This window comes from Thiorhodococcus drewsii AZ1 (genome assembly GCF_000224065.1).
GTDB lineage: Bacteria > Pseudomonadota > Gammaproteobacteria > Chromatiales > Chromatiaceae > Imhoffiella > Imhoffiella drewsii.
In genome coordinates this window covers 98504-124391 of record NZ_AFWT01000017.1, presented here as the reverse complement: position 1 = coordinate 124391, position 25888 = coordinate 98504, and the positions used below count along the sequence as shown (strand labels likewise).

Below are 25888 nucleotides of genomic sequence, written 5' to 3'. Positions count from 1 at the left end.
TCTCCAACCTCAAGTCCCTGATCCCGCAGGAGGCGGACACCGCGAAGCGTCCGGTGAAGACCTTCAAGGACTATGCGCCTGGGTTCGTCCACGTCGACGTCAAGTACCTGCCCCAGATGCCCGATGAAGACCGCCGAAAATACCTCTTCGCGGCGATCGACCGTGCCACCCGCTGGGTCTACGTCGAGATCCTCGACGATAAGTCGGCGGCCTCAGCCAGTGGCTTTCTCGAGCGCCTCGATCACCAAGGCGCCGTTCGCCCTCTCCAAGATCCTCACCGACAACGGTAAAGAGTTCACCGACCGTTTCTGCGCCACGGGCGAGCGCTCGCCGACGGGGCAGCATCGCTTCGATCAGGTCTGCGCCCAGCACGCCATCGAGCATCGCCTGACCAAACCCCGAACCCCACAGACCAATGGCATGGTCGAGCGTTTCAATGGGCGCATCGCCGAGGTGCTGGCCACCACACGTTTCGACTCTTCACAGAGCCTGGAGCAAAGTATCACCCGCTACGTCCAGGTCTACAACCAGCACATTCCGCAAAAAGCACTCGGGCACATCGCCCCGATTCAAGCCCTCACGGATTGGGCCGAGAAACGCCCCGAACTATTCAAAAAAAGGGTATATAATCTTCAGGGACTTGACACCTCAAGGAAACCTTGGCGCCGATCCGAAAGGCTCACCCGCTGGGCATAGAGTTCCTGACGCACCGTTCGGGCGGTGCGCCCGCGTCCTGGCGGCAGGTTGAAGCGCACCTCCCCGAGTGGTTCGCTCTCCAGCACACTTCCCCACAGCTTCTTGCCCTCGCCACCGGGCAACGCGCGGTTATGCTTAGCGCGCAACAGCCAATCGGCCGGGGTGCCCAAATCACGGGCGCGCACCATCAGCTCCAGCATGTCGGCCTCATGATCCGCCACATAGACCAGGGGGGTGTCGGGCAACTCTCCGGCCAGGTTCGCGACCCGCTCATAGCCTTCCTTCCAGCGCAGACTCTCGGGGGCTCCCGGGCGGTGGCCTTCAGCGTCTTTTGGCTCGCGCGCCCACATCCAGGCATCCAGCACACCCAACGGTTCGCGCTCGGGCGTCACCGCGTAGGTTGGGTGCAGATACATCCCGCGCTGGGCCTCGTAGCTCAAGGGACCAAGCCTTTTGATCGTCTGGCCGTTGAAGTCCAGCTCCGTGGTGTCCTGCAGACACAGCACCACCGGATGGGCCGCCATGCGCGTCTGCGTGCACTGACGATGCGGCTCAAGGATGTCGAGCCAGTCGTAGGTTTCACTGCCGAGAAACCGATAGCCCGCCTGCGTCTCCGACCAGCCGTTGCAGGCCCCCGGAATACTCGCCGTCGGATGCTCAGCCAAGCGCTCGATCAACTGAATCGCGCGCCGGTTGCGGCGCGTGTCGCCCAGATCAATCGAGGCCAATTCTTCCGACGCCCAGCCCATCGTGTGCTCCAACATGTCTCAGAAAAATAGTTCGCTATCGTACACTCAGAGTTCTGTGTAATGGGATGCCTCCAAGGCCACTTTGGCTTTGAACGCGGCGGCGTAGGTCTTGCGCTTTGCTTCACCCATTGTGATCAACCCTTTCGTGCCGGCCTGACAACTTAAATGACTGTCCGATTTTTAGGGTCCACTTTAATCCGTCGATGTCCGAACCGACAGATCGGCACTACAGACGTTAGCCGAAATGCCGCAGAAATCTGACGTTGAGTGCTCCCATTGAGCCGTTTCGATGACAGGGCGCCAGCGGGCAACCGGGAAGGTCAGCACTACAGATTGACAGGCTGCTCACTCCGAGACACAACAAACGTGGCATGTTCTTCGCGCGTCGAAGTACGTCTTGGTGCCACGAATCTGATGGACCTGTGTCAGTTTCCTTTCGGCGCAACACGCTGCGCTATTGCGCCCTACGGAGTCATACAGGAGTCGTGCTTCCTTGAAAACTCAGCGTTCCAGAGTCCCGATGACAGTTTACTTGACTCTAGGAAGCAGCTTGAAACGCTGAACACGAAACGATCCTCTGTGTCCGTTATGCGGTTGTAGCTCGACACCAAACCTCGCACGGTCTCGGATCGCTCCCCGCGTTTGACTGCCACTTGACCTTTCGACAGCAGCGACAGCTCATTCATTGGTTGCTGGGGTAGTATGATGATCGCTGCTGTCCACATGAACCGAACAACATGATCCATCCCGTTCTTGCTTTCGACCGTTTCTGCCGGTGCATGTTGTTCGCTGCCCTTGTTGGCCTGGTCAGCCTCATCTCTAGACCGTCCTTTGCCGAAGCACCCCCATCGATAGACCCGGCAGCCCAGCACCTTCCGCATACGGACGGTGCGGACCTCATGGTTCGGCCCTCAAATGTCGGGCCGCTGGAACGCCTGTCGCGACTTCGTGCCGCTCGGCGGGCGTGCGATGGGCCCTGCGTGACGCCGTTTGGATCGCGGCTCGGTGTCTCGGGTGGGGTCGAGGCTCGCTCGAACTGCGTCTCGACCTGTCTTCGTCTGGATTTCAGCTACGTCGATCCCGAATCGGGAGAGATCCGCGTCGGGAAAACGTCGCCCGATCCGCAGCGGCTCGAATACGCGGGCGTGACCTATCAATGCGTCGAGTACGCGCGGCGCTGGTGGATCCGCAACCTTGGCCTGACCTTCGGGGATGTTCCGACCGCCGCGGACATCTTCGGTCTAGAGGAGGGACTAAAGCTGCCCGGCCGCACTCCGGTTCCACTCGGCCGTTCGCTCAATGGAGCCGCCAAGCGTGCCCCAAGGCGCGGCGATCTGGTGATCTATGCGCCCGATCCGGGGGATGACGAGTGGCGTTTCGGGCATGTGGCCGTGGTGGTGGACGTGGATCTCGACCAAGGTTGGGTCGCGCTCGCTGAGGAAAACTACGACAACCGTCCGTGGCGCGATCCGACGGCCTATGCGCGTCGGATTCGCCTGTTCACCGTGGGTGGGCGTTTCACCCTCATGGATGTCCAGCCTGGAGCGATCCGCAACCCGGAAGGAGGGCGCATCGCTGGTTGGGTCTATCCGCTGACGACCCGCTAGCCACACGCCTCTCAGCGCATGAGTCGGCGCGCGATTTATGTGATGGTTATGGCCCCTCTGGACGGGATGTCCTCTAGGCGCCAGCGTGGAATCGCCAGGTCCCAAAATGCTTGCGGGCTGTCGTGATCGGGTAGGGGTGGTTGACCGAGCAGTCTCCAGGCCAAATTTAGTGCTGGTAATGGATTGCTTGGATCGACCGGCGCTGCCGAATGCGATTTGCTGAGCTTGTGTCCCTGCTCGTCAAGGATCAGAGGCACGTGGCCGTAGGTGGGTCGGGAGCAGCCGAGAAGACGTTGCAGCAGGATCTGGCGCGGCGTCGAGAGCAGCAGGTCGGCACCGCGAACCACGTGGGTGATGCCCTGATAGGCGTCATCGACCACGACGGCGAGCTGATAGGCGTGGATGCCGTCGGCCCGATGCAGCACGAAGTCGCCAGTGGCTTCCTCGATCGACTGGCTCTGGGGGCCTTGGATTCGATCCTCGAAATCGATCCGCGCCCCGTGCGTATTCAGCCGGATGCTTCTCTGGGCGCGCCCTTGGGCGAGACCTTTGCGGCAGGTGCCTGGATAGATGGGGCCTTCCGCGCCGAGCGTGGCGATGGTGGCGATCTCGGATCGGGTGCAGCCGCAGGGGTAGGCGAGTCCGAGCTGGGTGAGTCGGGCAAGCGCCTCGTTATAGGCAGAGGTGCGTGCGCTCTGATAGAGGATCGGTTCGTCCCAAGCGAAGCCGAACGCGCGCAGCGTCTCCAGGATACGCTCGGCGGCCCCAGGTCGCTCACGGGGGCGATCCAGATCCTCCATGCGTAGGATCCAAGCGCCCTGGTGGGCGCGTGCATCGGCATAGCTGGCGAGGGCCGCGATCAGGGAGCCGAAATGCAGGGCTCCAGTGGGCGAGGGCGCGAAGCGCCCTCGGTAGGATGGGATGTCCGGGGTGTCTTCCGCCATGCTTCGATCGGAAGGGACGACACTCCTCAGCCGCGCTGCTTCTCGCGGATCTCGTCCAGTGTCTTGCAGTCGATGCAGAGGGTCGCGGTGGGTCGAGCCTCCAATCGACGGATGCCGATCTCCACACCGCATGCCTCGCAGAAGCCGTAGTCGTGTTCGTCGAGGCGACCGAGTGCCTCGTCGATCTTTTTGATCAACTTGCGCTCGCGATCGCGTGTACGCAGTTCGAGGCTGAACTCTGACTCTTGGGTCGCGCGATCATTGGGGTCGGGGAAATTGGTCGCCTCGTCCTGCATGTGGTGAACGGTGCGATCGACCTCTTCCATCAGTGATCTTTTCCAAGCGAGGAGGATTTCGCGAAAATGCTCCTCCTGCTCGGGGTTCATGTACTCTTCGTCGCTCCCCGCGTTGTAGGGTTCGAAGGTAAACGTCTCGTTTTCTTGTGTTATTGCTTCGGCCATTGTGCTCTCCCGAAGGCTCGAGTCGTAGAGATGTCTCGCGGACCGGATCGGTCCATCGCTCCTCTCCTCGGATCCGCGCCGCGAAAACCTGCTTTAGTATCAGATCGGCGTCTTCTGAGCAACTTGATACAGGGTCTCATGGCGGTGCGCGGCCCGCGTCGGTGGGGTAATCTTTGCCCTTCGAGCCGGCGCAGGTTCATGTGAGAGCAAGGTGGAGTCGCTGTATGTTGGGATTCAAGGCATTGATCTTCGATGTGGATGGCACGCTCGCTGACACCGAGGGCGATGGCCATCGGGTGGCCTTCAATGCCGCCTTCGTCGAGGTCGGGCTGGATTGGCACTGGGATCCGGTGCTCTATGGCGAGCTTTTGGCCGTCGCTGGCGGCAAGGAGCGGATCCGTTACTACATGGATCGGGCCGGGATTTCGCTGGATGCCGCCGAGACCTTCGTCGCCGATCTGCACGCGGCCAAGACGCGCCACTATCTTTCGATGCTGCGCGAGGGACGCATTCCGTTGAGGGTCGGTGTCATGCGCCTGCTGCGCGAGGCGCGCGAGGCCGGAATCCGTCTTGCGGTGGCGACCACCACGACCCCTGAGAACGTCGTCGAGCTGCTCGATCATGCGGGCGAGCCCGGTCTCTCGTCCTGGTTCGAGGTGATCGCAGCGGGCGACCAGGTGCCCAACAAAAAGCCTGCGCCGGACATCTTCGTGTCGGCGCTGTCCGAGCTGGGTCTCGGGCCGGAGGACGCTGTCGCTATCGAGGACTCCGACAATGGCGCCCAGTCCGCCCTGGCGGCTGGAATCCGGGCCCTGCTGGTGACGGTGAACGACTATACGATCGGTCAGGATTTCGGTGCGGCGCCCCTGGTGGTCGATGCGCTCGGCGGTCCCGAGCAGCCGGCGCGTGCCCTGGTCGGCGAGCTGGACGATCCCCCCTGGGTCGATCTGGCGCGGCTGGATCGTTTGCATCGCGACGTTTGGGCGGCATCATGAGCAGCGGTCGCTATACAGCATCGATTGGGCGCCCCCTGGCTGCGCGAGCCCTTGCGGTCGAGCCCTTCCATGTAATGCGCCTGCTCGGGCGGGCGCGCGAACTGGAGGCCCTCGGTCGCTCCATCGTCCATCTGGAAATCGGCGAGCCGGACTTCACCACGCCCGAGCCCATCCTGGCGGCAGGGCAACGCGCGTTGTCCGAAGGGTTGACCCATTACACGGCGGCGGCAGGTCTCGGCAGTCTACGTCAGGCGATCGCCGACCATTACGACCGACGTTATGGCGTTTCCGTCGGGGCCGAGCGCATCCTGATCGCTCCGGGTGCATCCGGCGCGCTGCAGCTGGTGTTCTCGGCGCTCCTGGAGCCGGGCGACCGGGTGCTGCTCGGCGATCCCTCCTATCCCTGCTATCGTCAGGTCCTGCGTCTGCTCGGTGCCGAGCCACAGTGTGTGCCGGTCGGCGCCGACAGCGATTTCCAGTTGACCGCCGAGCGTGCCGAGCAGGTCTGGGTGCCCGGGACGCGCGCTCTCGTGGTCGCCTCGCCGGCCAATCCGACCGGATCCGTTCTGGATGCCCCGGCGCTGGCCGATCTCTATACCCTGTGCCGGGAGCGCGGGGCGGCCCTCATCGTCGACGAGATCTATCAGGGGCTCATCTATCAGGTGCCGGACGTGACCGCTTTGGCCCTGGGGCAGGATGACCTCTATGTCATCAACAGCTTCTCTAAGTATTTCGGTATGACCGGATGGCGTCTCGGCTGGGTTGCAGGTCCTGCAGAGGCGATCGGCGTCATGGATCGATTGGCCCAGAATCTCTTCATCGCCGCCAATACCCCGGCCCAGTACGCAGCGTTGGCGGCCTTCGAGCCCGAGACCCTGGATATTTTGGAGGAACGCCGACGTGCCTTCGAGGAGCGGCGCGATTTCCTGCTGCCCAGGCTGCGTGAGCTCGGCTTTCAGATCCCGAACCGTCCCGACGGCGCCTTCTATCTCTATGCCGGATTGCCGGAACGCGTCGAGATGAACTCCATGGCCTTCGCCAGCGGTTTGCTCGAAGAGGCCGGTGTGGCAGTGACGCCCGGACAGGATTTCGGCGACCACAAGGCCGGGCACTACGTTCGCTTCGCCTATACGCGGGAGCTGGATCGGCTGGCCGAGGGCGTCGAGCGCATCGCGGCCTATCTGGCACGGTTCTGACGCGATTCATCCTTCCGCGCGGCCCACTGTTTCCTTTCACCTTCCAACGCACGCGCTCGCATCCCATCGGGGCGGGCGCTGACGTTGGTACACCCGATTGCAGCTCATGACCGACAGTATTTGCAAAAAGCCCTTCAAGCCACTCGACAGCGTTCAGCAGCAGGCCGCCGACCTTCTTTTATCGCTGCATTGCACGCTCGTCCGCGAGCCGCCTGTCGAGCCGCGTCGCGGTTTGCTGGGACAGATCCGCAACCGCATCTCCGGCCCTGTGGCACCGGTTCGGGGGCTCTATTTCTGGGGTGGCGTGGGGCGCGGCAAGACCTATTTGATGGATTGGTTCATGGAGGATCTGGAACTGGCCGGAAAGCGTCGGATCCATTTCCATCACTTCATGCGCGAGGTCCACGACATCATGTCGCGTCTGCCCAAGCAGCCGGATCCGCTGGAGGTGGTGGCCGATCGGCTTAGGGCCGAGGCGCGGGTGCTCTGTCTCGACGAATTCCTGGTGACCGATATCACCGATGCGATGCTGCTGCACGGCCTGCTGAAGGCGCTCTTCTCGCGTGGCGTGACGCTGGTGACGACGGCGAACACGGCCCCGGACGATCTCTATCGCAATGGTCTGCAGCGGCAGTTGTTCCTGCCGGCCATCGATCTGCTCAAGGAGCACACCCGGGTGTTCGAGCTGGATGGCGGAACGGACTACCGTTTACGCGCCCTGGCCGAGGAGGGCGTCTTCTTCCTCGACACAGAGGATGGCGAGCGTCATCTCGCCGAGTATTTCCATCGGCTGACCGGTGGGCATGAAGTGGGGGCCAGCGATTTCCAGGTGAATGGACGGTCCTTCCCGGTGCGCGGTCTGGGCATGGACGTGGCCTGGTTCGATTTCGCGGCCCTGTGCGGGACCATGCGCTCGGCGTCGGACTATATCGAGATTGCCCGCGAGTACCATACGGTGCTGCTGTCCGGCGTGCCGCTGCTCGGACAGAAGCAGGATGATGCGTCACGGCGCTTTCTGCATCTGGTCGACGAGTTCTACGACCAGCGTGTCAAGCTGATTATGTCGGCCGCCGCGCCGGTCGCTCAGCTCTATGAGGGCGGGATGAAGGATTTTGCGCACGAGCGCCTGATCAGTCGTCTGATCGAGATGCAGTCGCGCGATTATCTGGCAGCGGTCGCACCCGAATCCTGAGCCTTGGATTCGTGTCGAGATCCGCTATCTGATTGGCGAGCGCGCACCGGATTGCGCGCTTTGCCGCCGTCTTTTTTCTGACCGATGTGCTTTGAACGCTTGGCGGTTCAAGGATGCGTTCTGGTCTCACATTCTCGCACAGGAGCCCGTCTTATGACCTCGACCCACGTGAGTGCGTCCAGCGTCGATTCCGATGAGGTGGCCTATTACGAACGTCTCGCACACCGTTGGTGGGATGTCGAAGGCCCCTTCTGGCCGCTGCATCGGCTCAATGTCTTTCGGGTGGCCTATATCCGCGAGCGGGTTGCCACCGATCTGGGGTTGGATCCGGCACAGGAGCGCCCGCTCGATGGGGTGCGCGTGCTCGACGTCGGCTGTGGTGGCGGCATCCTGAGCGAGTCGATGGCGCGTCTGGGTGCCGAGGTGACCGGGGTCGACGTGACCGAGAAAAATATTGCCGTGGCGCGCCTCCATGCGCAGTCCAGCGGCCTCTCAATCGACTACCGCGTGGCGAGTGTCGATCGACTGGTCGACGAGGGGCTGCGTTTCGATGTGGTGCTCAATATGGAGGTGGTCGAGCACGTCGACTGCCTGCCCGATTTTCTGGCCGACTGCGGTCGGCTGGTCGAGCCCGGCGGCACGATGTTCGTCGCCAGCATCAATCGCACCCCTGCCGCCTATGTGATCGCCATACTTGGGGCCGAATATATTCTGCGCTGGCTGCCGCGTGGGACGCACCATTACCGCAAGTTGGTTCCACCGAAGATGGTACGGGAATATCTGGGCGATCAATTCGACCTGCTCCATGAGACGGGTGTGCGGGTCAATCCATTGACACGCGGTTTCAGTTACAGCCGCTGGCTCGGGGTGAACTACATGTTGTTGCTTCAACGGCAGGAATCCTGAGGATTTCTTTCGGTTCACGGTCTGTTGAATTGGCGTCGTTTCGTGCATACTCAGGAGGAAAGAAGGGAATCTAGGTAATAAATGGCGTGGTTGCCGCAGTGGGTGAAGCAGTGGATACCCAATTGATCCCGAGCCCGCGCTTATGGCGTTGGGGAATGTATTAGGGTCTGAGTGGAGTGTGCAGTGATGGACAATAAACAACAGGAACTGGAGCGCTGGGTCGCGTCCATGGTGCGCGGCGATCTTGGCTATATCTATATCCGGCTCTATGCGGACGCCCCGTCCTGGGTGCGTGATCTGGCCGTCAATCGCTTTGGCAAAGGCACCGTGTTTTTGCCGCCCGAAGCGGCTAGACCGCAAGCAGCCTGAGGACGATCAGTCCTCCAAGCGTTCGGAGGCGATTCTCTCCTCCGGTATTCCCATCTCAGTCAATCGCGAGATCATCCGTCCGACCAGCTCGGCCGGGCCGGCGATGTAGAAGCGGTGCCGGTCGCGATCTATCCGCCCCTGTGCGATTTGGTCTGCGATCTGCTCCGGCGCATCGCCGGTGCTCGGTATGAATTCGAAGTTGCCCAGCGCGTCGCGCAGGGCGCGACACCAGCCCGATTCGTGATGTCCCTCTGGCTGGCGCGTCTCCCAATAGAGTGCGAATGACTCGATCATGTCGATCGAGATGGCGTGCTCGATCAGGCTCTTGATCGGAGCGATCCCCTCGTCGAATGCGATGAAAACGGCTGGGTCCGTGGTGTCCTCGGTGAGGATGAAGGTGCCGTGCGGGCCTGCGATCTCCAGGTTCTGCCCCTGTTTCACTGTATCGAAGATGGCCGTCGAGAAGGCGTCCGCCCCGCGTCGAATCAGAAACCAGAGGTTGCGTCCGTTGCACGGACAGCTCGCGATCGGCAATTCCCGACTCTCGCCGTTAGCCAAGGTCAGTTGCACCCGCTGCCCGGCCATGAACCGCAGGGTCTGGGTGCGCGGTGTCCGCAGCTGAAGCGAGATGAGGGTCGGCGAGCGTCGGTCGATGGTGCGTACGCTGGCGCGAATGCGCTGGTGCGGCAGGTCCGTGACCTTGTTGGCCTCGGCGGCCTCGATCACGAGGTCGGTCACTGCGGTGTGCGAACAGGTGAGGATGTAGCCCATCGCCTTTTCGCGCTCGCTCAACAGATAGTCGTGATCGCGGATCCGCCAGGTCTCACCGCTGACGACACGGGCTTTACAGTCGCCACAGTTGCCGCTGGAACAGCCGTAGTTCATTTTGAGTCCGGCGCGTACCGAGGCGTCGAGGATGGATTCGTTGCCCTCGACGAAGAAGTCGTGTCCGCTTGGGATGAGTTTGACGTTGGCGGCCATGATGCGCAGAAAGGTGTCGTTGACGAAGAGTCTGGTCCGATTGCTGGAGGTGTCGTCCGCGTCGAGTTGGCGTCGACGCTCCACGAGCCAGTCACGCGTAGCGTCCAGAGCGTCTGGTAGATCGCTCGACGAGAGGTCGGCAAGCCCCGTCAGGCGCTCGCTGGTCTCGTCGAGCAACGCCTTTGTCGCATCCAGCTCGGCGATGCGGTTCGCGAGACCTTCGCTCAGACCGTGCAGGCGTGCGACCAGGACCTGAGCGTCCGGGAGCCTCGTCTCAGTCTCCTCGCGCTTGGGCAGGGCCTCGCGCTTGATGCGCTCGACACGTTCCAGTGCCGAGTCGTCGTCGAGACGGGTCGAGGGAAAGGCCCGGAGCAGATCCTCGACCGCGATCGATCCCTCGAAGGTTTGGATCTCGCCTCTGCGGATGCGGCATTGGAGTTCGGATCGCGTGATGCCCGCTAGCCGCGCGGCCCGCGAGAGGCTGAGATAGCTCATGGCTCAGAGGTCTCCATTGGCGCCCGCGTGCATGATCTCAATCATAGTGTCGCGCACCTTGGTGGCCAGTTCCTTGAGTTCGGGCGGCAGGTCGGCCATGCCGATCACCGGGTCCAAATCGAGCGTGACCAGCCAGGGCTTGCCGTCCTGATCCTGGATGAGTGTGATGCGACAGGGCAGATAGGCCGAGAAATCCAGGTTCGCCTTGAGCATTCGGGCCGCAATTCGGGCGTCGCAGAACTGGAAGATCTCAATATGCTTGCTGGGAACGCCCATGGCATCCAGCTCCTTGGACAGCGGCAGTCGGGCGACCAGCTTGAAATTGAGCGCGTTGGCGCGAAGCAGCATGGAATCGACCGCGTCGTCCATGGTGACGTCCTCGGCCAATGGCAGCTTGACCACCGTGTCGGCGATCGTCATGTCGCTCGCCTGGGCGGGCGACTGCAGTAGCATCAGGAACAGGGTGAGCCAGGGTAGGGTGCGCATGGTGATCCTCTCTCGTCGTCGTTTTCGTTGTCGGGGGATAGGGGCTTGCGGTCGGTGTGGCTCAGTCGAGTCGATAGTGCTTTTCGACCGGCTCTTGAATCTCCCAGGTGCAGGAGAGTCCGGCGGGGAAGGTGACGAGGTCCCCGCGCGTGAAGCTTGCGGGCTCGCCGCCCTCGGGGGTGACGCTGAAACGTCCTCTAACCACGTAACAGGTCTCGGTTTGGCTGTACTGCCAGGGGAAGGTCGAGACCTCCTTCTTCCAGATCGGCCAGTCGTCCACGCCCATGACCTCCAGCTTGGCGGGAGAGGGCTTGTGCTCGCACCGAATCTCTAAATCGCTCATCGGTTATCGGGGCTCCTTCGGTTCGTCGCCGGATGGCGGAATTGAGACCATCGTCGCCGGATGTGTGGGTCGATCCAGGCGATTTCCACGCATGGGATTGTCTCGACCTCCGAGTTCGGCGACACTCGCGCCCGATGATAGAACAGAGCACCGACCTTGGGTTCGAGACGATTGCTGCCCGTATCGGCGAGCGTCTGACTGCGCGCGCGCTGATGCTGGCCTGCGCCGAGTCCTGTACGGGTGGCTGGATCGCCAAGTGCGTCACGGATGTTGCCGGCAGCAGCGCCTGGTTCGATCGTGGCTTCGTCACCTACAGCAACGCCGCCAAGCAAGAGATGCTGGGCGTGCGCGAGGAGACCCTTGCGCGGCATGGTGCGGTCAGTGAGGCGGTGGTGATGGAGATGGTTGCCGGGGCGCTGGGCCGCAGTCGCGCCCAGGTCGCCTTGGCCGTGAGCGGCATCGCCGGACCTGGTGGCGGTACGCAGGAGAAACCGGTCGGTACCGTTTGGATCGCCTGGGGTGTTCCCGGTGAAGGGGTTCTGGCCGACTGCTGTCGATTCGGTGGGGATCGCGAGGCGGTGCGGCGGGAGACGGTGCGTGTCGCTCTGCAGCGGCTCTTCGATCTGCTGGCGGCGCATGGGTGAGCGCTGGTTCTTTGCGCGAGGGCTTTTGTCCGCTCATCGCAGGATATGACGCACACGCTCCAGCTATGCCATAATTCACCGTTTTCATGGGCGTCGAGCGCGCGCCACGGTTATCAGAGTGCGATCCAAGAAGCAGACCAATACCGGGCAGAAGCGAACTGAATCTAACGGAGATCGAATGGACGAGAACCGCAAAAAGGCGCTGGCTGCGGCCCTGGGCCAGATCGAGAAGCAGTTCGGCAAGGGCTCGGTCATGCGGATGGGTGACGCCGGTGCCGTGCGCAACGTGGAGGCCATCTCCACCGGCTCGCTTGGGCTGGATCTCGCGCTGGGTATCGGCGGCGTTCCCAAGGGGCGCGTGATCGAGATCTATGGTCCGGAGTCCTCGGGCAAGACGACCCTGACGCTGCACGTCGTTGCCGAGTGCCAGCGTCTCGGCGGTACGGCGGCTTTCGTCGATGCCGAGCACGCGCTCGATGCGGTCTATGCCGAAAAGCTTGGCGTCAACATGAACGATCTGCTGGTCTCGCAGCCGGACACCGGCGAGCAGGCCCTGGAGATCACCGACATGCTGGTGCGCTCCAATGCGGTCGACATCGTCGTGATCGACTCGGTCGCGGCACTGACGCCCAAGGCCGAGATCGAGGGCGAGATGGGCGATTCGCACGTCGGATTGCAGGCGCGCCTCATGTCGCAGGCGCTGCGCAAGCTGACGGCCAACATCAAGCGCTCCAACTGCTGCGTCATCTTCATCAACCAGATCCGGATGAAGATCGGCGTCATGTTCGGTTCGCCCGAGACCACCACCGGTGGTAACGCGCTCAAATTCTATGCCTCGGTGCGTTTGGATATCCGTCGCACCGGCAGCATCAAGAAGGGCGATGAGGTTGTCGGGAACGAGACCAAGGTCAAGGTGGTCAAGAACAAGGTGGCCCCGCCATTCAGGCAGGCCGAGTTCGACATCCTCTATGGTCAGGGTATTTCGCGCGAGGGTGAGATCATCGATCTGGGCGTCAAAGAGGGCTTCGTCGAGAAGTCGGGCGCCTGGTACAGCTATGAGGGCAACCGCGTCGGTCAAGGCAAGGATAATGCCCGCAACTTTCTGCTCGAACATCCCGAGATTGCCCAGGCGATCGAGGCCAAGATTCGCGAGAAGCTGTTGCCCAAAGTGGTTGACGAAGCGGCTGAAGAGAGCCCCGAGACGCTCCCGGAGGAGTGATTCTGAGCGCCCAGGCTGGACATTCGACAGCGACGGATCCAATCGTCGCCGCCCGTCAGCAGGCACTGCGTCTGCTGGCCGGGCGCGAGCACTCTCGCCTAGAGCTGGAGCAGAAGCTCGCCGTTCGCGGCTTCGAGGACTCGGTGATTCGCGAGGCGCTGATTCCGCTCGAACGCGAGGGTGCAATCGACGAGAGGCGTCTTGCCGAACGCTATGTCGAGGAGCGGATCGAGAAGGGCTTCGGTCCTTTGCGTATCCGCAGCGAGCTGCGCCACAAGGGTGTCGCCGATGAATTGATCGACCGCTGCCTTCAGGTCTCGAACGAGACCTTGGAGGCGCGTCTGGCTGCAGTCTGCGACCGGCGCTTCGGCGCCGAGCCGCCCGAGGACCGCGCCGATTTCGCCCGGCGGGCGCGTTTTCTCGCGCAGCGCGGGTTTCCCACCGAATCCATCCGGCGTCTGTTGCGCTGGAATGACTGACCGGGCCCTTTCGACGAGCGGTCCATTCGAGATTTCTCCATGATCACCAGTGCAGAGCTTCGAGCGAGCTTCCTCGACTATTTCGCGCAACGCCAACACGCGGAGGTTGCCTCCAGCCCCTTGGTTCCGGCCAACGATCCGACCCTGCTGTTCACCAATGCGGGGATGGTTCAGTTCAAGGAACTGTTCCTCGGACGTGAGCGGCGTGCCTATAACCGGGCTGTTTCATCCCAGCGCTGCGTGCGTGCCGGCGGCAAGCACAATGACCTGGAGAATGTCGGCTACACGGCGCGTCATCACACCTTCTTCGAGATGCTGGGTAACTTCAGCTTCGGCGATTACTTCAAGCGCGAGGCCATCGGTTTCGCCTGGGAGTATCTGACCCAGGTGCTGTCGCTGCCGCCGGAGCGTCTCTGGGTCACCGTCTTCGAGGACGACGACGAGGCCGCCGACATCTGGCTCAAGGAGATCGGTGTCGACGCCAAACGTTTCTCGCGTTGTGGCGCCAAGGACAATTTCTGGTCGATGGGCGACACGGGACCCTGCGGTCCCTGTTCCGAGATCTTCTACGATCACGGTCCCGAGATCCCCGGCGGCCCTCCGGGCTCGCCCGACGAGGACGGCGACCGTTACGTCGAGATCTGGAATCTGGTCTTCATGCAGTTCAATCGCGACGCCGAGGGCAAAATGACGCCGCTGCCGCGTCCCTCGGTGGACACCGGCATGGGGTTGGAGCGTCTCGCGGCCGTGAAGCAGGGCGTGCACAGCAATTACGATATCGATCTTTTCCGCCATCTGATCGAGGCGGCGGCCGAGGTGACGGGGTGCGCCGACCGGGCCGATAAATCGCTGCGTGTCATCGCCGACCACATCCGCTCGACCGCCTTCCTCATCATCGACGGCGTGACGCCAAGCAACGAGGGGCGCGGCTACGTGCTGCGCCGCATCATGCGCCGGGCGATCCGTCACGGTTATCGGCTCGGTTGCAGCGACCCCTTCTTCCATCGTTTGGTTGCGCCGCTGGTCGTCGAGATGGGCGATGCCTATCCGGAGCTCAAGAGCGCTCAGGCCCATGTCGAGCGCCTGATCAAGCTGGAAGAGGAACGCTTCGCCGAGACCCTCGATCACGGCATGCGCATCCTGGACGAGGCGATCGCCGGGCTATCCGGTGATCGCATCCCTGGCGAGACCGTGTTCAAGCTCTACGACACCTACGGCTTTCCGACCGACCTGACTGCGGATATCGCTCGCGAGCGTGGTCTGACGCTGGACATGGAGGGCTTCGAGTCGGCGATGGGTGCACAGAAGGAGCGTGCCCGCGCGGCGAGTCAGTTCGGTGCCACCCAGACCCTGGAGATCCAGGTCCAGGGTGAGACCGATTTTTGCGGCTACGAGCGTCTTCGGGAAGAGGCGACCGTTGTCGCACTCTATCGCGACGGTGTCTCCTGCGACGCGCTCGAATCGGGCGAGGAAGGGTTGGTCGTTCTGGACATTACGCCCTTCTACGGCGAGTCCGGTGGCCAGGTCGGCGACCATGGCTGGCTGTCCACCGAGACCGCCCGTTTCGAGGTGGTCGATACCCAGAAGAAGGGCGGCGGCGTCATGATTCACGTCGGGCGCGTGCTCGAAGGATCGCTGACGGTTGGTGACCGGGTCGATGCGCGCGTCGATGCCGAGCGTCGGCTTGAAACCGCCCTGAATCACTCGGCCACGCACCTTCTGCACGCGGCCTTACGTCAGGTGCTCGGCGATCACGTCCAGCAGAAGGGTTCGCTGGTCGGTCCAGAGCGTCTGCGTTTCGATTTCTCGCACTTCGAACCGGTCTCGCGCGAGCAGCTGTTGGAGATCGAGCGTCTGGTCAACCGCGAGGTGCGCGCCAACCATCTGGTCGAAACCCGAATCATGAGTCTCGATGACGCCAAGGCGTCCGGTGCCATGGCACTCTTCGGCGAGAAATATGCCGATCAGGTGCGCGTGCTGCGCATGGGCGATTTCTCCACCGAGCTGTGTGGTGGCACCCACGTCAAGGCGGTCGGCGACATCGGTCTGGTCAAGATCGTCAACGAAACCGGCATTGCCGCTGGGGTCCGTCGTATCGAGGCCATCACGGGCGCAGCGGCGCTCGACTGGGTCGAGGCTGACGAGGAGCGTTTGCTGCGTCTGGCGGGTCTGCTCAAGGGTGGGCGCGAGGATGTCGACGAGCGCGTGGTCCAACTGGTCGAGCGCGCGCGCCGTCTCGAAAAGGAGCTGGAGCAGCTCAAGAGCAAGCTCGCAAGCTCGGCCGGCCAGGATCTGGCCGCGCAGGCGCGCGACGTCGAAGGTGTCAGGGTGCTGGCCGCCCGGCTCGATGGCGCCGATCCCAAGAGCCTGCGAACCACCATGGATCAGCTCAAGGACAAGCTGGGCTCTGCGGTCATCGTGCTTGCGACCGAGGCGGACGGTAAGGTCAGCCTGGTCGCCGGCGTCACCAAGGACCTGACCGACCGCTTCAAGGCCGGCGATCTGATTCGCGAGATTGCGACCCAGGTCGGTGGCAAGGGCGGTGGGCGTCCAGATATGGCTCAGGCTGGCGGCAACGACCCGGCTGGTATCCCGGGCGCGCTCGCGTCTGTCGACGGCTGGGTGAGAGGACGTCTCTCCTAACCGTCTCTGGAGTCCGACGGCATGGCCGAATCTAATGAATCGAGTGGGCCCTCGCCCGCTCGCCTTTCTTCAATGGTGCACTTCTTGTGCGCATTTCCGTCTGGGTATTTGAGAAAGATGCAAGGCGACCTGCAGGGTAGGGGCGGTCGATGGCGCTGATCGTCCAGAAATACGGCGGAACCTCCGTCGGCAGCGCCGAGCGGATCCTGGCCGTGGCCGAGCGCGTCAAGCGCTGGCGCGATCAGGGGAATCAGGTCGTGGTGGTGCTGTCCGCCATGTCCGGCGAAACCGATCGTCTGATCGGACTCGCACGACAGATTCAGGAGCGCCCCGAGCCACGCGAGCTCGACGTGCTCATGTCGACCGGTGAACAGGTCACCATCGCGCTCCTGAGCATGGCACTGTCCGCTCAGGGCTGTCCGGCGCGTTCCTATACAGGTGCTCAAGTACACATATTGACGGATAGCGCACATAACAAAGCGCGCATTCGTGATATCGATGCAGCACGGGTCAAGGCGGATTTGGACGCCGGGCATGTGGTCGTGGTCGCCGGTTTTCAGGGTATCGACGAGCTTGGCGACATCACGACCTTGGGTCGTGGTGGATCCGATACCTCGGCGGTCGCGATTGCCGCAGCGCTCAAGGCCGATGAGTGCCAGATCTACACCGATGTGGATGGCGTCTACACGACCGACCCTCGGGTCGAGCCCAAGGCGCGCAAGCTCGAACGGATCACCTTCGAGGAAATGCTCGAAATGGCAAGCCTGGGATCGAAGGTGTTGCAGATCCGCTCGGTCGAGTTCGCCGGAAAGTACAAAGTCCCTTTGCGCGTTCTCTCCAGCTTCGGCGAGGGAGAGGGCACATTGATTACCTTCGAGGAAGATGCCGTGGAAAACGCCAAGATTGCTGGAATCGCGTTCAGCCGCGACGAAGCCAAGTTGACCGTGCTTGGCGTGCCGGATCAGCCGGGCGTGGCGCACCAGATTTTGGGGCCGATCGCCGCTGCCAATATCGAAGTGGACATGATTATCCAGAACATCGCCGCGCAGGAGGCGCTGACGGATTTCACCTTCACCGTCCACCGCAACGACTATGCGCGCGCGATGGAGATCTTGGAGGCGTCGGCCAAGCAGCTGGGTGCACGTCAGGTACTGGGCGATCTCCAAATCGTCAAGATTTCGCTGGTCGGGGTCGGTATGCGCAGCCACGCGGGTATCGCGAGCCGCATGTTCTCGGCGCTGGCCCAGGAAGGCATTAATATTCGTATGATTTCGACGTCCGAGATCAAGATTTCGGTCGTGGTCGATGAAAAGTATCTGGAACTCGGTGTGCGCACGCTGCACGAGGCATTCGGGCTGGATCAGGCGAGCGCCGCGTGATGCTGGTCACAAACATGGTGCAGCCACTGGTCGGAACGGATGTCAGCCTTCTTGCATTCGTTGCTGTCGGCCAAACTAACTGAGACTGTCAAGCTGCAGCTGCTATGGCGATCTCATGGCAGCTGCTGATAGAATTCCAAGGTGAGTATTCTCTCATTCTTGGTCTGGGGGTGGTTTAACCCTCCGAGCGGTACCGAAGAGGTCGGAAAGCCGGGGCGGGGAATCATCGTTGCGGATAAGGGAACGTAGGGAGAAATAAAATGTTGATATTGACTCGCCGGGTTGGCGAAACGCTGATGGTCGGTGACGAAGTGACCGTGACCGTTCTGGGCGTCAAAGGCAATCAAGTGCGGATCGGCGTCAATGCGCCCCGTGATGTGGCCGTTCACCGTGAAGAGATTTACGAGCGGATCAAAAGGGAGCAGGCTGAGGCTGGCGAAGGCGCTAGTGTCGAAAGTCACGCCGGTCAGCTTGACTGACTAGAAACGCAGGGCTGAACCTGATATAGTGGCCAGCCTTGATCGAAAGTGATCGCGTTATCTGGTATTCTAGACGTCGTCTAAATGCCAACCAGCTAAGTATCTATCAGTTCTTAACTGGTAACGCGATCATAAACGATGCATGTTTTGGAGAGATGGCCGAGTGGCTGAAGGCGCTCCCCTGCTAAGGGAGTATAGGTTAATACCCTATCGAGGGTTCGAATCCCTCTCTCTCCGCCATATTGAAAGCCCGTTGGATATTGAATCCAACGGGCTTTTTCTTTTGTATGTCGTCAGTCGATTGTCTCTGGCTCTCGGGTATCGATGAAGCGACGCGCTTCCCCATCCAGCACGAGACAGGTTAGGCATCCAGTGGCGAATGCACCTGTGTCGATGCCGATGCGGTTGTCCCTGACGACCGGTTCCTCGGTGACGTGATGGCCATGTACGACAACGTGGCTGTACGGCTTGGTGTGGCGCAGGAAATCTTCTCGGATCCAAAAGAGATCCTCTACCTCCTGAGATTCCAACGGGCGTCCCGGGCGAATCCCCGCGTGGACGAAAAGGTAGTCCCCGAATACGCGATAGGTCTCCAGTCGTTCCAGAAAGACGCGCTCAGGCTCGGGGATCTGCATCTCCAGTTCTCTTGCCATCTGGATCAGCTCTGTATCCGACCCGAGCGCGCTTGAGCCGACGCCGTAGGATGTCAGGGTCGCCAATCCGCCGAATTGCAGCCAGTTGGCGTGATGCTCGGGAGTGCGGATGAAGCGGAGCATCGATTGCTCGTGGTTGCCCATCAGGTGGATGGACGTGAAGTCGGGCAAGGGGTTCGAGTGCAGGTGTTCCACGACCTTGCGGCTGTCCGGTCCGCGATCGATATAGTCTCCCAGATAGATCGCGATCTTATGCACGTTCGCCTGTTCAGTGGCATCCGCCAGGATCTTTTCCTGCAGGGCGAGCAGCAGATCGTAGCGTCCATGGATATCGCCGACGGCGTAGATGCGTGTCCCCGGCGGCGTGCTCGGTGGGATCGTAGGTGGGGTTGGGTCTCTGCGTTTTCTGAAAAATCCTAGCATGTCGATTCGTCGAATCAGGTGTCGCGCGAGCTCGATGGCCTTGGGGTTCCATGAAGTCGTGTCATCTCGGCCCAGGTCTCTTTGCCGCCCTTGTTGTTGAGGTAGTTGAGCAGGCTGAAGACGGCGCGTCGGTCGAAACGACGGTCAATATCCTGCATCAGGATGGCTTCCGCCTCATCGAACGACTTGGGGTCGCGAAAGGCGCGTGGGCTCAGGAGCGCGACGAAGCAGTTCGCGACGGCCACTGCCTGCGCCGTCGGTAGGATCGCGTCCTCTTTCAGTCCGTGGGGTCTGCCCGCTCCATCGATTCGCTCGTTGATCTGGCGCAGCGTCTCGACCACCGGTCCGTCGAACTCGATCTCCTTCAGCAGATTTGGACCCTCGTCCAGCGACTGTCTGACGATGCGCAGTTCGTCTTCGCTGAGCGATTCGTCCTTGGTGAGCAGTGCGCGCGGGATACGGACCTTGCCGATATTGGCGAGTCGTGCCGCCTGGTCGGCGGTTTCGATCAGGGGGCGTTCGAGTCCCATTTCCTCTGCGATTTTGCGCGCGACCTGAGCGGCGTAGCGTGACTGATGGGCCGAGTCCGGATCTCGCTCGTCGACCAGTCCCACCAGCGTTTCGATCAGTTGTCGGGTGTTGCGTTCCCTGCGTGCCCGTTCGCGCATGAGATCGGTCAGGTCCTCGATCGTGGTCAGTACCCGTGGCTGTGCGCCATCCTGTGTCTCCAGCAGACAGTGGAAGGAGCGCCAGACCTGCTCTTGGCCATTTTGATCCGCGAAGCGGGAGGTTTCGCGGATTGGACGCCCCGTCGCCAGTACCTGCTGGTTGATGGCGTTATAGGCGCTGCCTCGCTCCTGTCCCAGCAGTCCAATCAGGCTGCGGCCCTCAAGCTCCCGTTTCGGAATCTCGCTGATCTCGGCGATGCGCTCGTTGCCGAAGGACAGCGTATTGTCACTGGTGGTTACGAAGATGGCATGGGGCTGGGCGTCCGTCACGATATCGAGGAAGCGTGAAATGGACTCGAAGCGCTCGGAGGACTCCTTGTAGCGTTGCGCCAAGCGTTCGGCCTCGCGGGTTGCCTCCTCGGCACGCAGGGAGGTGGAGTAGCGCCAGGCGACGATCAGTCCCGCGCCGAACAGTACCAAGACGAGGCTCAGGACGCTGAACAGTGTGGTTCGGTCAGCATCGCTCTGGGCCAATGCCTCGCTGCGATCGATCTTGTGTACCAGCGTCCAGGGCGTGTCGAGGATCTGGCGGCTCACGGCGAAGCAGGCGTTGGCCGCATAGTCCAGTCCCTCGTGGAAGCGACCCGGTTCGCTCAAGGCGGCGACATCCACCAGTCGCTCGGAGTTGATGGCCAGGGTCTTCGACAGCGGCTCGCTGCCGTCGTGCAGCGGCGTCAGATACTGGATGCGATTGCCGTCGCGTCGTATCAGATAGGATTCGGCCGTTTTGGCGGTTAGACCCGGTTGCTTCATCGCGCCGAAGAAGCGCTCGTCTACCTGACGGAGTCCGAGGACGCGGGCGATGACCTGGGTCTTTCCTTCCTCGGTTTCTCCGAAGACGGGTGCGAGAAAGCCGAGTGTCGGATGCGTCCCTCGGCCTGGGAAGAGATCCAGCAGGCCGTGCTCGGTCAGGGGCGTATCGTCCAGAAAGGTCTTGAGGCGGCCTTCGATCGGCGGCATACCGTCGGATGAGGCGATGACACCTCCCGTCGGGTCCAGCAGGGCGAGTCCGGCCGTGTCCAGCGGTCTGGTGTTGGCCGGGAGCTTGGCGGCGATGCGCTCCGGGAGGAAACCGAATTGCTCGGCCTTGGCGTTCAACAGGTTGCGCAGATAATCGCGCTCGGCCGGATCCTCCTCCAGCGGCTGGTTCGCGCCGCTCATGCCGATTACGGTCACATAAAGTTGAAGGGATGCATTGTCGGCCAGTGCCCCGAGTACCGCGTACTGGGCCTGAAGCCAGTCGTTGAGGGCTTCGGCCCGGCTGTCGACGACGAGGCTCATCTGCGATTGGAGGTTTTGGATGTCGCGATCGCGCTCGGAGGAGTCGAGCAGCAGGATGCCGTAGAATGCGACGAGCATGGTCGCGATGAGGGTTGCGACGGCATAGATCTGTTTCTTCACTGTTCCAACTCCTGGATAGCGACTGGGGCGTGCGCGTCATCCCGAATTGCCGTTCGGCCCTGGTTTGGCGCTATCATGGCGACACCGTCCTGCCAGAGATGTCAGCCGACCTTTCCCATGAGCGAATCATGCCATTGTTTCTAGCATGAGCCGAGCGTCCAATCCACCGCAATGGCGATTCACTCGTACCCCGGCCCCTGGTCCCATCGTCTGCTCTGTCTGTTCCTTTCCCTGATGTTGTTTGCGCTCGGACCGATGTGCTCGGTGCGCGCGGATTCGGGTTTGGCGACCGGTCATGTGTTCGGGCGTACCGGAAAGAAATTCACCGATCTGCGCCCCATTCCCAAGTGGAACACCCTGCTGAAACGCTATCGGGAGGAAGAGCGAAAAGACGTGAATTGCCGGTCCCGAGGTCGCGGGAATTGCCCCTATACCGAGTGGAAGGCGCTGATCGACCGACTCAAGGGGCGCGATCGCTTGACCCAGGTCGAGGAGGTCAATCGATTCGCCAACAGCTGGCGCTATATCACGGATCCCGTCAATTGGGGCGTGGACGACTATTGGGCGACGCCCGGTGAGTTCTTCGACAAGAGCGGGGACTGCGAGGACTATGCGATCGTCAAGTTCATGAGTCTGCGCGCGCTGGGTTTCGATAACGATGAGCTGAATCTGGTGGCCGTGATGGACCTCAACCTGAATGTCGGACACGCCGTCCTATTGGCCGAGGTCGGGGGGCGGGCGCTGCTGCTCGACAATCAGATCAAAAGGGTTACGAAGGCGAGCGCGGTTCGTCACTATAAGCCCGTTTTTTCCGCTAACGAGAAGGTCTGGTGGCTGTTCAAGTAATGTGGCTCCTTAACTCATGAGGCTTGAAAAGATCAAGCTGGCCGGCTTCAAGTCTTTCGTGGACCCGACCTCGGTGTCATTTCCGAGCAACCTGATGGGGGTGGTCGGCCCCAATGGCTGCGGCAAATCGAACGTCATCGACGCGGTGCGCTGGGTCATGGGCGAGAGCTCGGCCAAGATGCTGCGCGGCGAGTCCATGGCCGACGTCATCTTCAACGGCAGCACCGGACGCAAGCCGGTCGGTGTGGCCAGCATCGAGATGGTCTTCGACAACAGCGATGGCTCCGCCGGGGGCGAGTACGCGGCCTTCAATCAGATCTCGGTCAAGCGCCAGGTGACGCGCGACGGCCAGTCGGCCTATTTCCTCAACGGCGCACGCTGCCGTCGGCGCGACATCCAGGATCTCTTCCTCGGTACCGGTCTGGGGCCGCGCTCCTATGCCATCATCGAGCAGGGGATGATCTCGCGCATCATCGAGGCCCGTCCCGAGGATCTGCGTCTCTTCCTGGAGGAGGCGGCCGGTATCTCCAAATATAAGGAGCGCCGTCGCGAGACCGAGACCCGGATGCGCCATACGCGCGAGAACCTCGATCGTCTGAACGATCTGCGCGAAGAGGTTGGCAAGCAGCTCCAGCACCTGGAGCGTCAGGCGGCGACCGCCGAGAAATACACCCAGCTCAAGGCGGACGAGCGGCGTCTGGAACAGGAACTCAAGGCGTTGCGCTGGCGCATCCTGGATGGCGAGATCCAGACCATGGATCGCCGGCTCGGCGAGGCCGAGATGGCGACCGAGGCCGGATTGACCCATCAGCGCCGCCTGGAGGCCGATATCGAGGCGCGCCGCGCCGATCACACGACGGCGTCCGAGGTTTTCAACGAGGTCCAGGCGCGCTTCTATGCGGTTGGGACCGAGATCGCTCGCGTCGAGCAGGCGATCCAGTTCGCCAACGAGGAGCGTGGCCGTCGCGAGGCGGAGCTGGTCCGCCTGGAACAGGAACTCTACGAGGCCGATCGGCATTTGGAGCGCGATCAGCGTCGTTTGTCCGAGATCGATGCGGAACTGACTCAGCATGAACCCGAGCTGAACACGGCCCAGTCCGAGCTGGGCGAGGCGGCCGGTGAGCTCATGACACTGGAGGACCGGCTCAAGGGCTGGGAGGCCGAGTGGGACGGATTCAATCAGGCCGCCGCCAAGCCCGCCGAGCAGGCGCAGGTGGAGCGGGCGCGGATCAACGCGCTGGAGCAATCCATCGGGCGCGATCATGAGCGTGTGCGTCGTGTCGAGGAGGAGCTTGCGCGTCTCGATATCGTGCCCTTGACCGAGCGTATCGAGGATCTGACCGAACGCGAGTCTGGGCTGACCGAACGGATCGAGTCCCTGTCGGACGATCGCCAGCGTCATGGCGCCGAGCTTGCGGAACTCGACGAACGTCTGCGCGGCCTGACCGACGAGCTTGACGGACTGCGCACCGAGCTTCAGGAATCCAAGGGTCGGCTCGCCTCCCAGACGGCGCTTCAGGACGCGGCGCTCGCCGATCCCGAGGGCGATTGCGCGGCCTGGCTGGAGCGTCGTGGGCTGGCCGATGCGCCGCGTCTGGTCGATCAGCTGGAGGTCGAATCCGGCTGGGAGCGCGCGGTCGAGACCCTGCTTGGTGACGCCCTGCGCGCTGTCGGTACCACGGGGCTTGAGTCCCATGTCGGATCCCCGGAGGATCTGGTTCCGGGCCTGATGCTGTTCGATACGGGTGTTGCGGGGTCTGGCTCGGGCGATGCTGTCGGTTCCGATGCCCTGGCCGCGCGGGCGGGCTCCGCCTGGCCGCTTGCCAATCTGCTGCAAGGTGCGCGTGTCGCCGAGTCGCTGGCCGAGGCCCTGGTCGGTCGCTCGGCCCTGGGTCCCGGAGAGCGCTGGATTACGCGCGAGGGCGTCCAGGTCGGCATGAACTGGTTGGCGACACCGGCATCGGTGCCGACTGGTGGCGTGCTGGAGCGCGCCGAGGCCATCAAGGCGCTGCGTGTCGAGATCGAGTCGCTACGGGAGCGCGAGTCTGCGCTCTTGGACGAGGAGCAGGGACGGCGTGCCGAGCGCCTGGAGCTGGATCAGGTCCTCGATGCCGTCGGACGCGACCTGACGGCGGGCGAGCGCGAGCGCTCGGTCGTCCGCTCCGAGATCAGCAACATTCAGACCCGGCGCGAGCATCTGCTTGAGCGCCAGCGCGCGCTCGAACTGGAGCGCGAGGAACTGCGGGCGCAGGAGGCGGAGTCGATCGCCGAGATGGAAGAGGCGCGCGAGCGTCTGCACGACCTGCTCGCCGAGGTCGATGCCCTGGCCGAACGGCGCGAGTCCATGTCGGCCGAGCGCGAGCGTTTGCGTCTCGGGGTCGGCGAGGCGCGCGAGCGCGAGCGCGTCAGTCGCGACCGTGCTCAGGGGCTTCTGGTCAAGGTCGAGTCCAACCGCGCGGCCCGTTTGGCGACCTGCGAGAGCCTGGAGCGGGCCCGCGAGCAGCAGATCCAGCTCCATGAGCGGCGCGAAACGCTGGTGATGGCGCTGGAGGAGGGCGTGGAGCCGTTGGCGGAGCAGCGGGAGCGTCTCGACGAACAGCTCGCGCTGCGTGTCGAGGTCGAGGCGTCCTTGAGCGAGGCGCGCAACCGTCGCGAGGCGTTGGACGCCGAGGTGCGTGGTCTGGAGCAGGAGCGTCAGCGTACCGAGCAGCAGGTGCAGGCGGACCGGAGCGGATTGGACGGCTTGCGGTTGGAGCGTCAGGAGCGATTGGTGCGTCGGCGGACCCTGGAGGAGCAGCTGGCCGAGTCAAACACAGTACCCGCCTCGGTGCTGCAGTCGCTCGATCCGAGCGCGACCGAGTCGGCTTGGCAGGAAGAGCTGAGCCGGGTTGGGGCGCGGATCCAGCGTCTGGGTGCGATCAACCTGGCGGCGATCGACGAGTTCAAGGAGCAGTCGCAGCGCAAGGTCTATCTGGATGCGCAGCATGACGACATCGCGCGTTCGCTAGATACCCTGGAACAGGCCATCCGCAAGATCGATCGCGAGACCCGCAATCGGTTCAAGGAGACCTACGATCAGGTCAATCAGGGGTTCCAGCAGCTCTTTCCGCGTCTCTTCGGCGGCGGTCATGCCTATATGGATCTCACCGGCGAGGATCTGCTGGAGACCGGCGTGACCGTCATGGCGCGCCCGCCCGGCAAACGCAATTCGAGCATCCATCTGCTGTCCGGTGGCGAGAAGGCGCTGACGGCGGTGGCGTTGGTGTTTGCCATCTTCGAACTCAATCCGGCACCCTTCTGCATGCTGGACGAGGTCGACGCACCGCTGGATGATGCCAACGTCGGTCGTTTCTGCGAGATGGTGCGTTCTATGTCGGATCGTGTTCAGTTCATTTTCATCAGTCACAACAAGGTGACCATGGAGATTGCCGATCATCTGATCGGCGTGACCATGCACGAGCCGGGCGTGTCGCGTCTGGTGGCGGTCGATGTGGACGAGGCGGTGCGTCTGGCGGCGTCGTCCTGAGACGCGTTCGCCGAGTCCCGTCTCGGGACAATACAGCCATGGCGAGCG

General features: G+C 62.5%; 21 protein-coding genes, 1 tRNA gene and 2 pseudogenes. 16 read left to right on the top strand and 8 right to left on the bottom strand.

Annotation, left to right across the window (positions count from 1 at the left end; translation table 11 throughout):
* A pseudogene (locus tag THIDRDRAFT_RS13145) lies at window positions 1–696 on the top strand (DDE-type integrase/transposase/recombinase); the annotation flags it as partial.
* On the opposite strand, the pseudogene THIDRDRAFT_RS13140 reads toward THIDRDRAFT_RS13145, so the two are convergent.
* Window positions 657–1445 (bottom strand): annotated as a pseudogene (locus THIDRDRAFT_RS13140) (IS4 family transposase); the annotation flags it as partial. The pseudogenes THIDRDRAFT_RS13145 and THIDRDRAFT_RS13140 sit on opposite strands and share 40 nt — an antisense overlap.
* 980 nt (window positions 1446–2425) lie before the next feature.
* On the opposite strand from THIDRDRAFT_RS13140, the gene THIDRDRAFT_RS13135 reads away from it, so the two are divergent.
* Complete coding sequence (locus THIDRDRAFT_RS13135; RefSeq protein ID WP_245535846.1) at window positions 2426–3052, top strand: CHAP domain-containing protein; 627 nt, start codon at window positions 2426–2428, stop codon at window positions 3050–3052.
* A 35-nt stretch (window positions 3053–3087) separates the two neighbouring features.
* Here THIDRDRAFT_RS13135 and gluQRS read toward each other — a convergent pair whose 3' ends face one another.
* Both gluQRS and dksA read right to left on the bottom strand, forming a co-directional pair.
* Complete coding sequence (gene gluQRS / locus THIDRDRAFT_RS13130) at window positions 3088–3996, bottom strand: tRNA glutamyl-Q(34) synthetase GluQRS (protein WP_007041340.1); 909 nt, start codon at window positions 3994–3996, stop codon at window positions 3088–3090.
* A 26-nt stretch (window positions 3997–4022) separates the two neighbouring features.
* Window positions 4023–4457, bottom strand: coding sequence for an RNA polymerase-binding protein DksA (gene dksA / locus THIDRDRAFT_RS13125; RefSeq protein WP_007041339.1), 435 nt, complete (start codon window positions 4455–4457; stop codon window positions 4023–4025).
* Window positions 4458–4681: 224 nt separating this feature from the next.
* On the opposite strand from dksA, the gene THIDRDRAFT_RS13120 reads away from it, so the two are divergent.
* The 5 genes from THIDRDRAFT_RS13120 to THIDRDRAFT_RS13100 all read left to right on the top strand — a co-directional run bounded on the left by THIDRDRAFT_RS13120 (window position 4682) and on the right by THIDRDRAFT_RS13100 (window position 9115).
* Window positions 4682–5452 carry an HAD-IA family hydrolase gene (locus THIDRDRAFT_RS13120; RefSeq protein WP_007041338.1) on the top strand — a complete coding sequence of 257 codons (771 nt, stop codon included), beginning with the start codon at window positions 4682–4684 and terminating at the stop codon, window positions 5450–5452.
* Window positions 5449–6648, top strand: coding sequence for a pyridoxal phosphate-dependent aminotransferase (locus tag THIDRDRAFT_RS13115; RefSeq protein WP_007041337.1), 1200 nt, complete (start codon window positions 5449–5451; stop codon window positions 6646–6648). The genes THIDRDRAFT_RS13120 and THIDRDRAFT_RS13115 overlap by 4 nt, the downstream gene beginning before the upstream one ends.
* A gap of 106 nt (window positions 6649–6754) precedes the next feature.
* Window positions 6755–7840, top strand: coding sequence for a cell division protein ZapE (gene zapE, locus THIDRDRAFT_RS13110; RefSeq protein WP_007041336.1), 1086 nt, complete (start codon window positions 6755–6757; stop codon window positions 7838–7840).
* A gap of 153 nt (window positions 7841–7993) precedes the next feature.
* Window positions 7994–8746: a bifunctional 2-polyprenyl-6-hydroxyphenol methylase/3-demethylubiquinol 3-O-methyltransferase UbiG gene (gene ubiG / locus THIDRDRAFT_RS13105; protein ID WP_007041335.1), complete on the top strand. Its 753-nt coding sequence runs from the start codon at window positions 7994–7996 to the stop codon at window positions 8744–8746.
* A 186-nt stretch (window positions 8747–8932) separates the two neighbouring features.
* Complete coding sequence (locus THIDRDRAFT_RS13100; RefSeq protein WP_007041334.1) at window positions 8933–9115, top strand: hypothetical protein; 183 nt, start codon at window positions 8933–8935, stop codon at window positions 9113–9115.
* Window positions 9116–9121: 6 nt separating this feature from the next.
* Here the strand turns inward: THIDRDRAFT_RS13100 and THIDRDRAFT_RS13095 are convergent, their stop codons facing one another.
* The 3 genes from THIDRDRAFT_RS13095 to THIDRDRAFT_RS13085 form a co-directional block, all read right to left on the bottom strand.
* Complete coding sequence (locus THIDRDRAFT_RS13095) at window positions 9122–10591, bottom strand: 2Fe-2S iron-sulfur cluster-binding protein (RefSeq protein ID WP_007041333.1); 1470 nt, start codon at window positions 10589–10591, stop codon at window positions 9122–9124.
* Window positions 10592–10594: 3 nt separating this feature from the next.
* Window positions 10595–11077 (bottom strand): DUF302 domain-containing protein, encoded by a 483-nt coding sequence (locus THIDRDRAFT_RS13090; protein WP_007041332.1) that lies wholly within the window; start codon window positions 11075–11077, stop codon window positions 10595–10597.
* 61 nt (window positions 11078–11138) lie between these two features.
* Window positions 11139–11420, bottom strand: coding sequence for a cupin domain-containing protein (locus tag THIDRDRAFT_RS13085; protein WP_007041331.1), 282 nt, complete (start codon window positions 11418–11420; stop codon window positions 11139–11141).
* Window positions 11421–11554: 134 nt separating this feature from the next.
* Here THIDRDRAFT_RS13085 and pncC point away from each other — a divergent pair, with 134 nt between their 5' ends.
* The 7 genes from pncC (at window position 11555) to THIDRDRAFT_RS13050 (ending at window position 18503) form a co-directional block, all read left to right on the top strand.
* Window positions 11555–12064, top strand: coding sequence for a nicotinamide-nucleotide amidase (pncC, locus tag THIDRDRAFT_RS13080; protein ID WP_007041330.1), 510 nt, complete (start codon window positions 11555–11557; stop codon window positions 12062–12064).
* Between the two features lie 178 nt (window positions 12065–12242).
* Complete coding sequence (recA, locus tag THIDRDRAFT_RS13075) at window positions 12243–13283, top strand: recombinase RecA (RefSeq protein ID WP_007041329.1); 1041 nt, start codon at window positions 12243–12245, stop codon at window positions 13281–13283.
* Window positions 13280–13762, top strand: a complete 483-nt coding sequence (locus tag THIDRDRAFT_RS13070; protein ID WP_007041328.1) for a regulatory protein RecX — start codon at window positions 13280–13282, stop codon at window positions 13760–13762. The genes recA and THIDRDRAFT_RS13070 overlap by 4 nt, the downstream gene beginning before the upstream one ends.
* 39 nt (window positions 13763–13801) lie before the next feature.
* Window positions 13802–16405: an alanine--tRNA ligase gene (gene alaS, locus THIDRDRAFT_RS13065; RefSeq protein WP_007041327.1), complete on the top strand. Its 2604-nt coding sequence runs from the start codon at window positions 13802–13804 to the stop codon at window positions 16403–16405.
* A 149-nt stretch (window positions 16406–16554) separates the two neighbouring features.
* A complete protein-coding gene (locus THIDRDRAFT_RS13060; protein WP_007041326.1) occupies window positions 16555–17784 on the top strand; it encodes an aspartate kinase in 1230 nt (409 codons plus the stop codon).
* 260 nt (window positions 17785–18044) lie between these two features.
* Window positions 18045–18263: a carbon storage regulator CsrA gene (gene csrA, locus THIDRDRAFT_RS13055; protein WP_007041325.1), complete on the top strand. Its 219-nt coding sequence runs from the start codon at window positions 18045–18047 to the stop codon at window positions 18261–18263.
* A gap of 149 nt (window positions 18264–18412) precedes the next feature.
* Window positions 18413–18503 (top strand) — tRNA-Ser (locus tag THIDRDRAFT_RS13050).
* Window positions 18504–18556: 53 nt separating this feature from the next.
* On the opposite strand, the gene THIDRDRAFT_RS13045 is transcribed toward THIDRDRAFT_RS13050, so the two are convergent.
* Entirely contained in the window at window positions 18557–19339 is a 783-nt protein-coding gene (locus tag THIDRDRAFT_RS13045; RefSeq protein ID WP_007041324.1) for a metallophosphoesterase family protein, read from the bottom strand.
* A gap of 14 nt (window positions 19340–19353) precedes the next feature.
* The gene (locus THIDRDRAFT_RS13040; protein ID WP_007041323.1) at window positions 19354–21468 is read right to left on the bottom strand and encodes an HD domain-containing phosphohydrolase; all 2115 of its coding nucleotides are present in this window, start codon (window positions 21466–21468) and stop codon (window positions 19354–19356) included.
* Window positions 21469–21639: 171 nt separating this feature from the next.
* Here THIDRDRAFT_RS13040 and THIDRDRAFT_RS23855 point away from each other — a divergent pair, with 171 nt between their 5' ends.
* Complete coding sequence (locus tag THIDRDRAFT_RS23855; RefSeq protein WP_007041322.1) at window positions 21640–22314, top strand: transglutaminase-like cysteine peptidase; 675 nt, start codon at window positions 21640–21642, stop codon at window positions 22312–22314.
* Window positions 22315–22330: 16 nt separating this feature from the next.
* On the top strand, window positions 22331–25840 hold the full coding sequence (gene smc, locus THIDRDRAFT_RS13030) for a chromosome segregation protein SMC (protein ID WP_007041321.1): 3510 nt from the start codon (window positions 22331–22333) through the stop codon (window positions 25838–25840).
* Window positions 25841–25888: the final 48 nt, after the last annotated feature.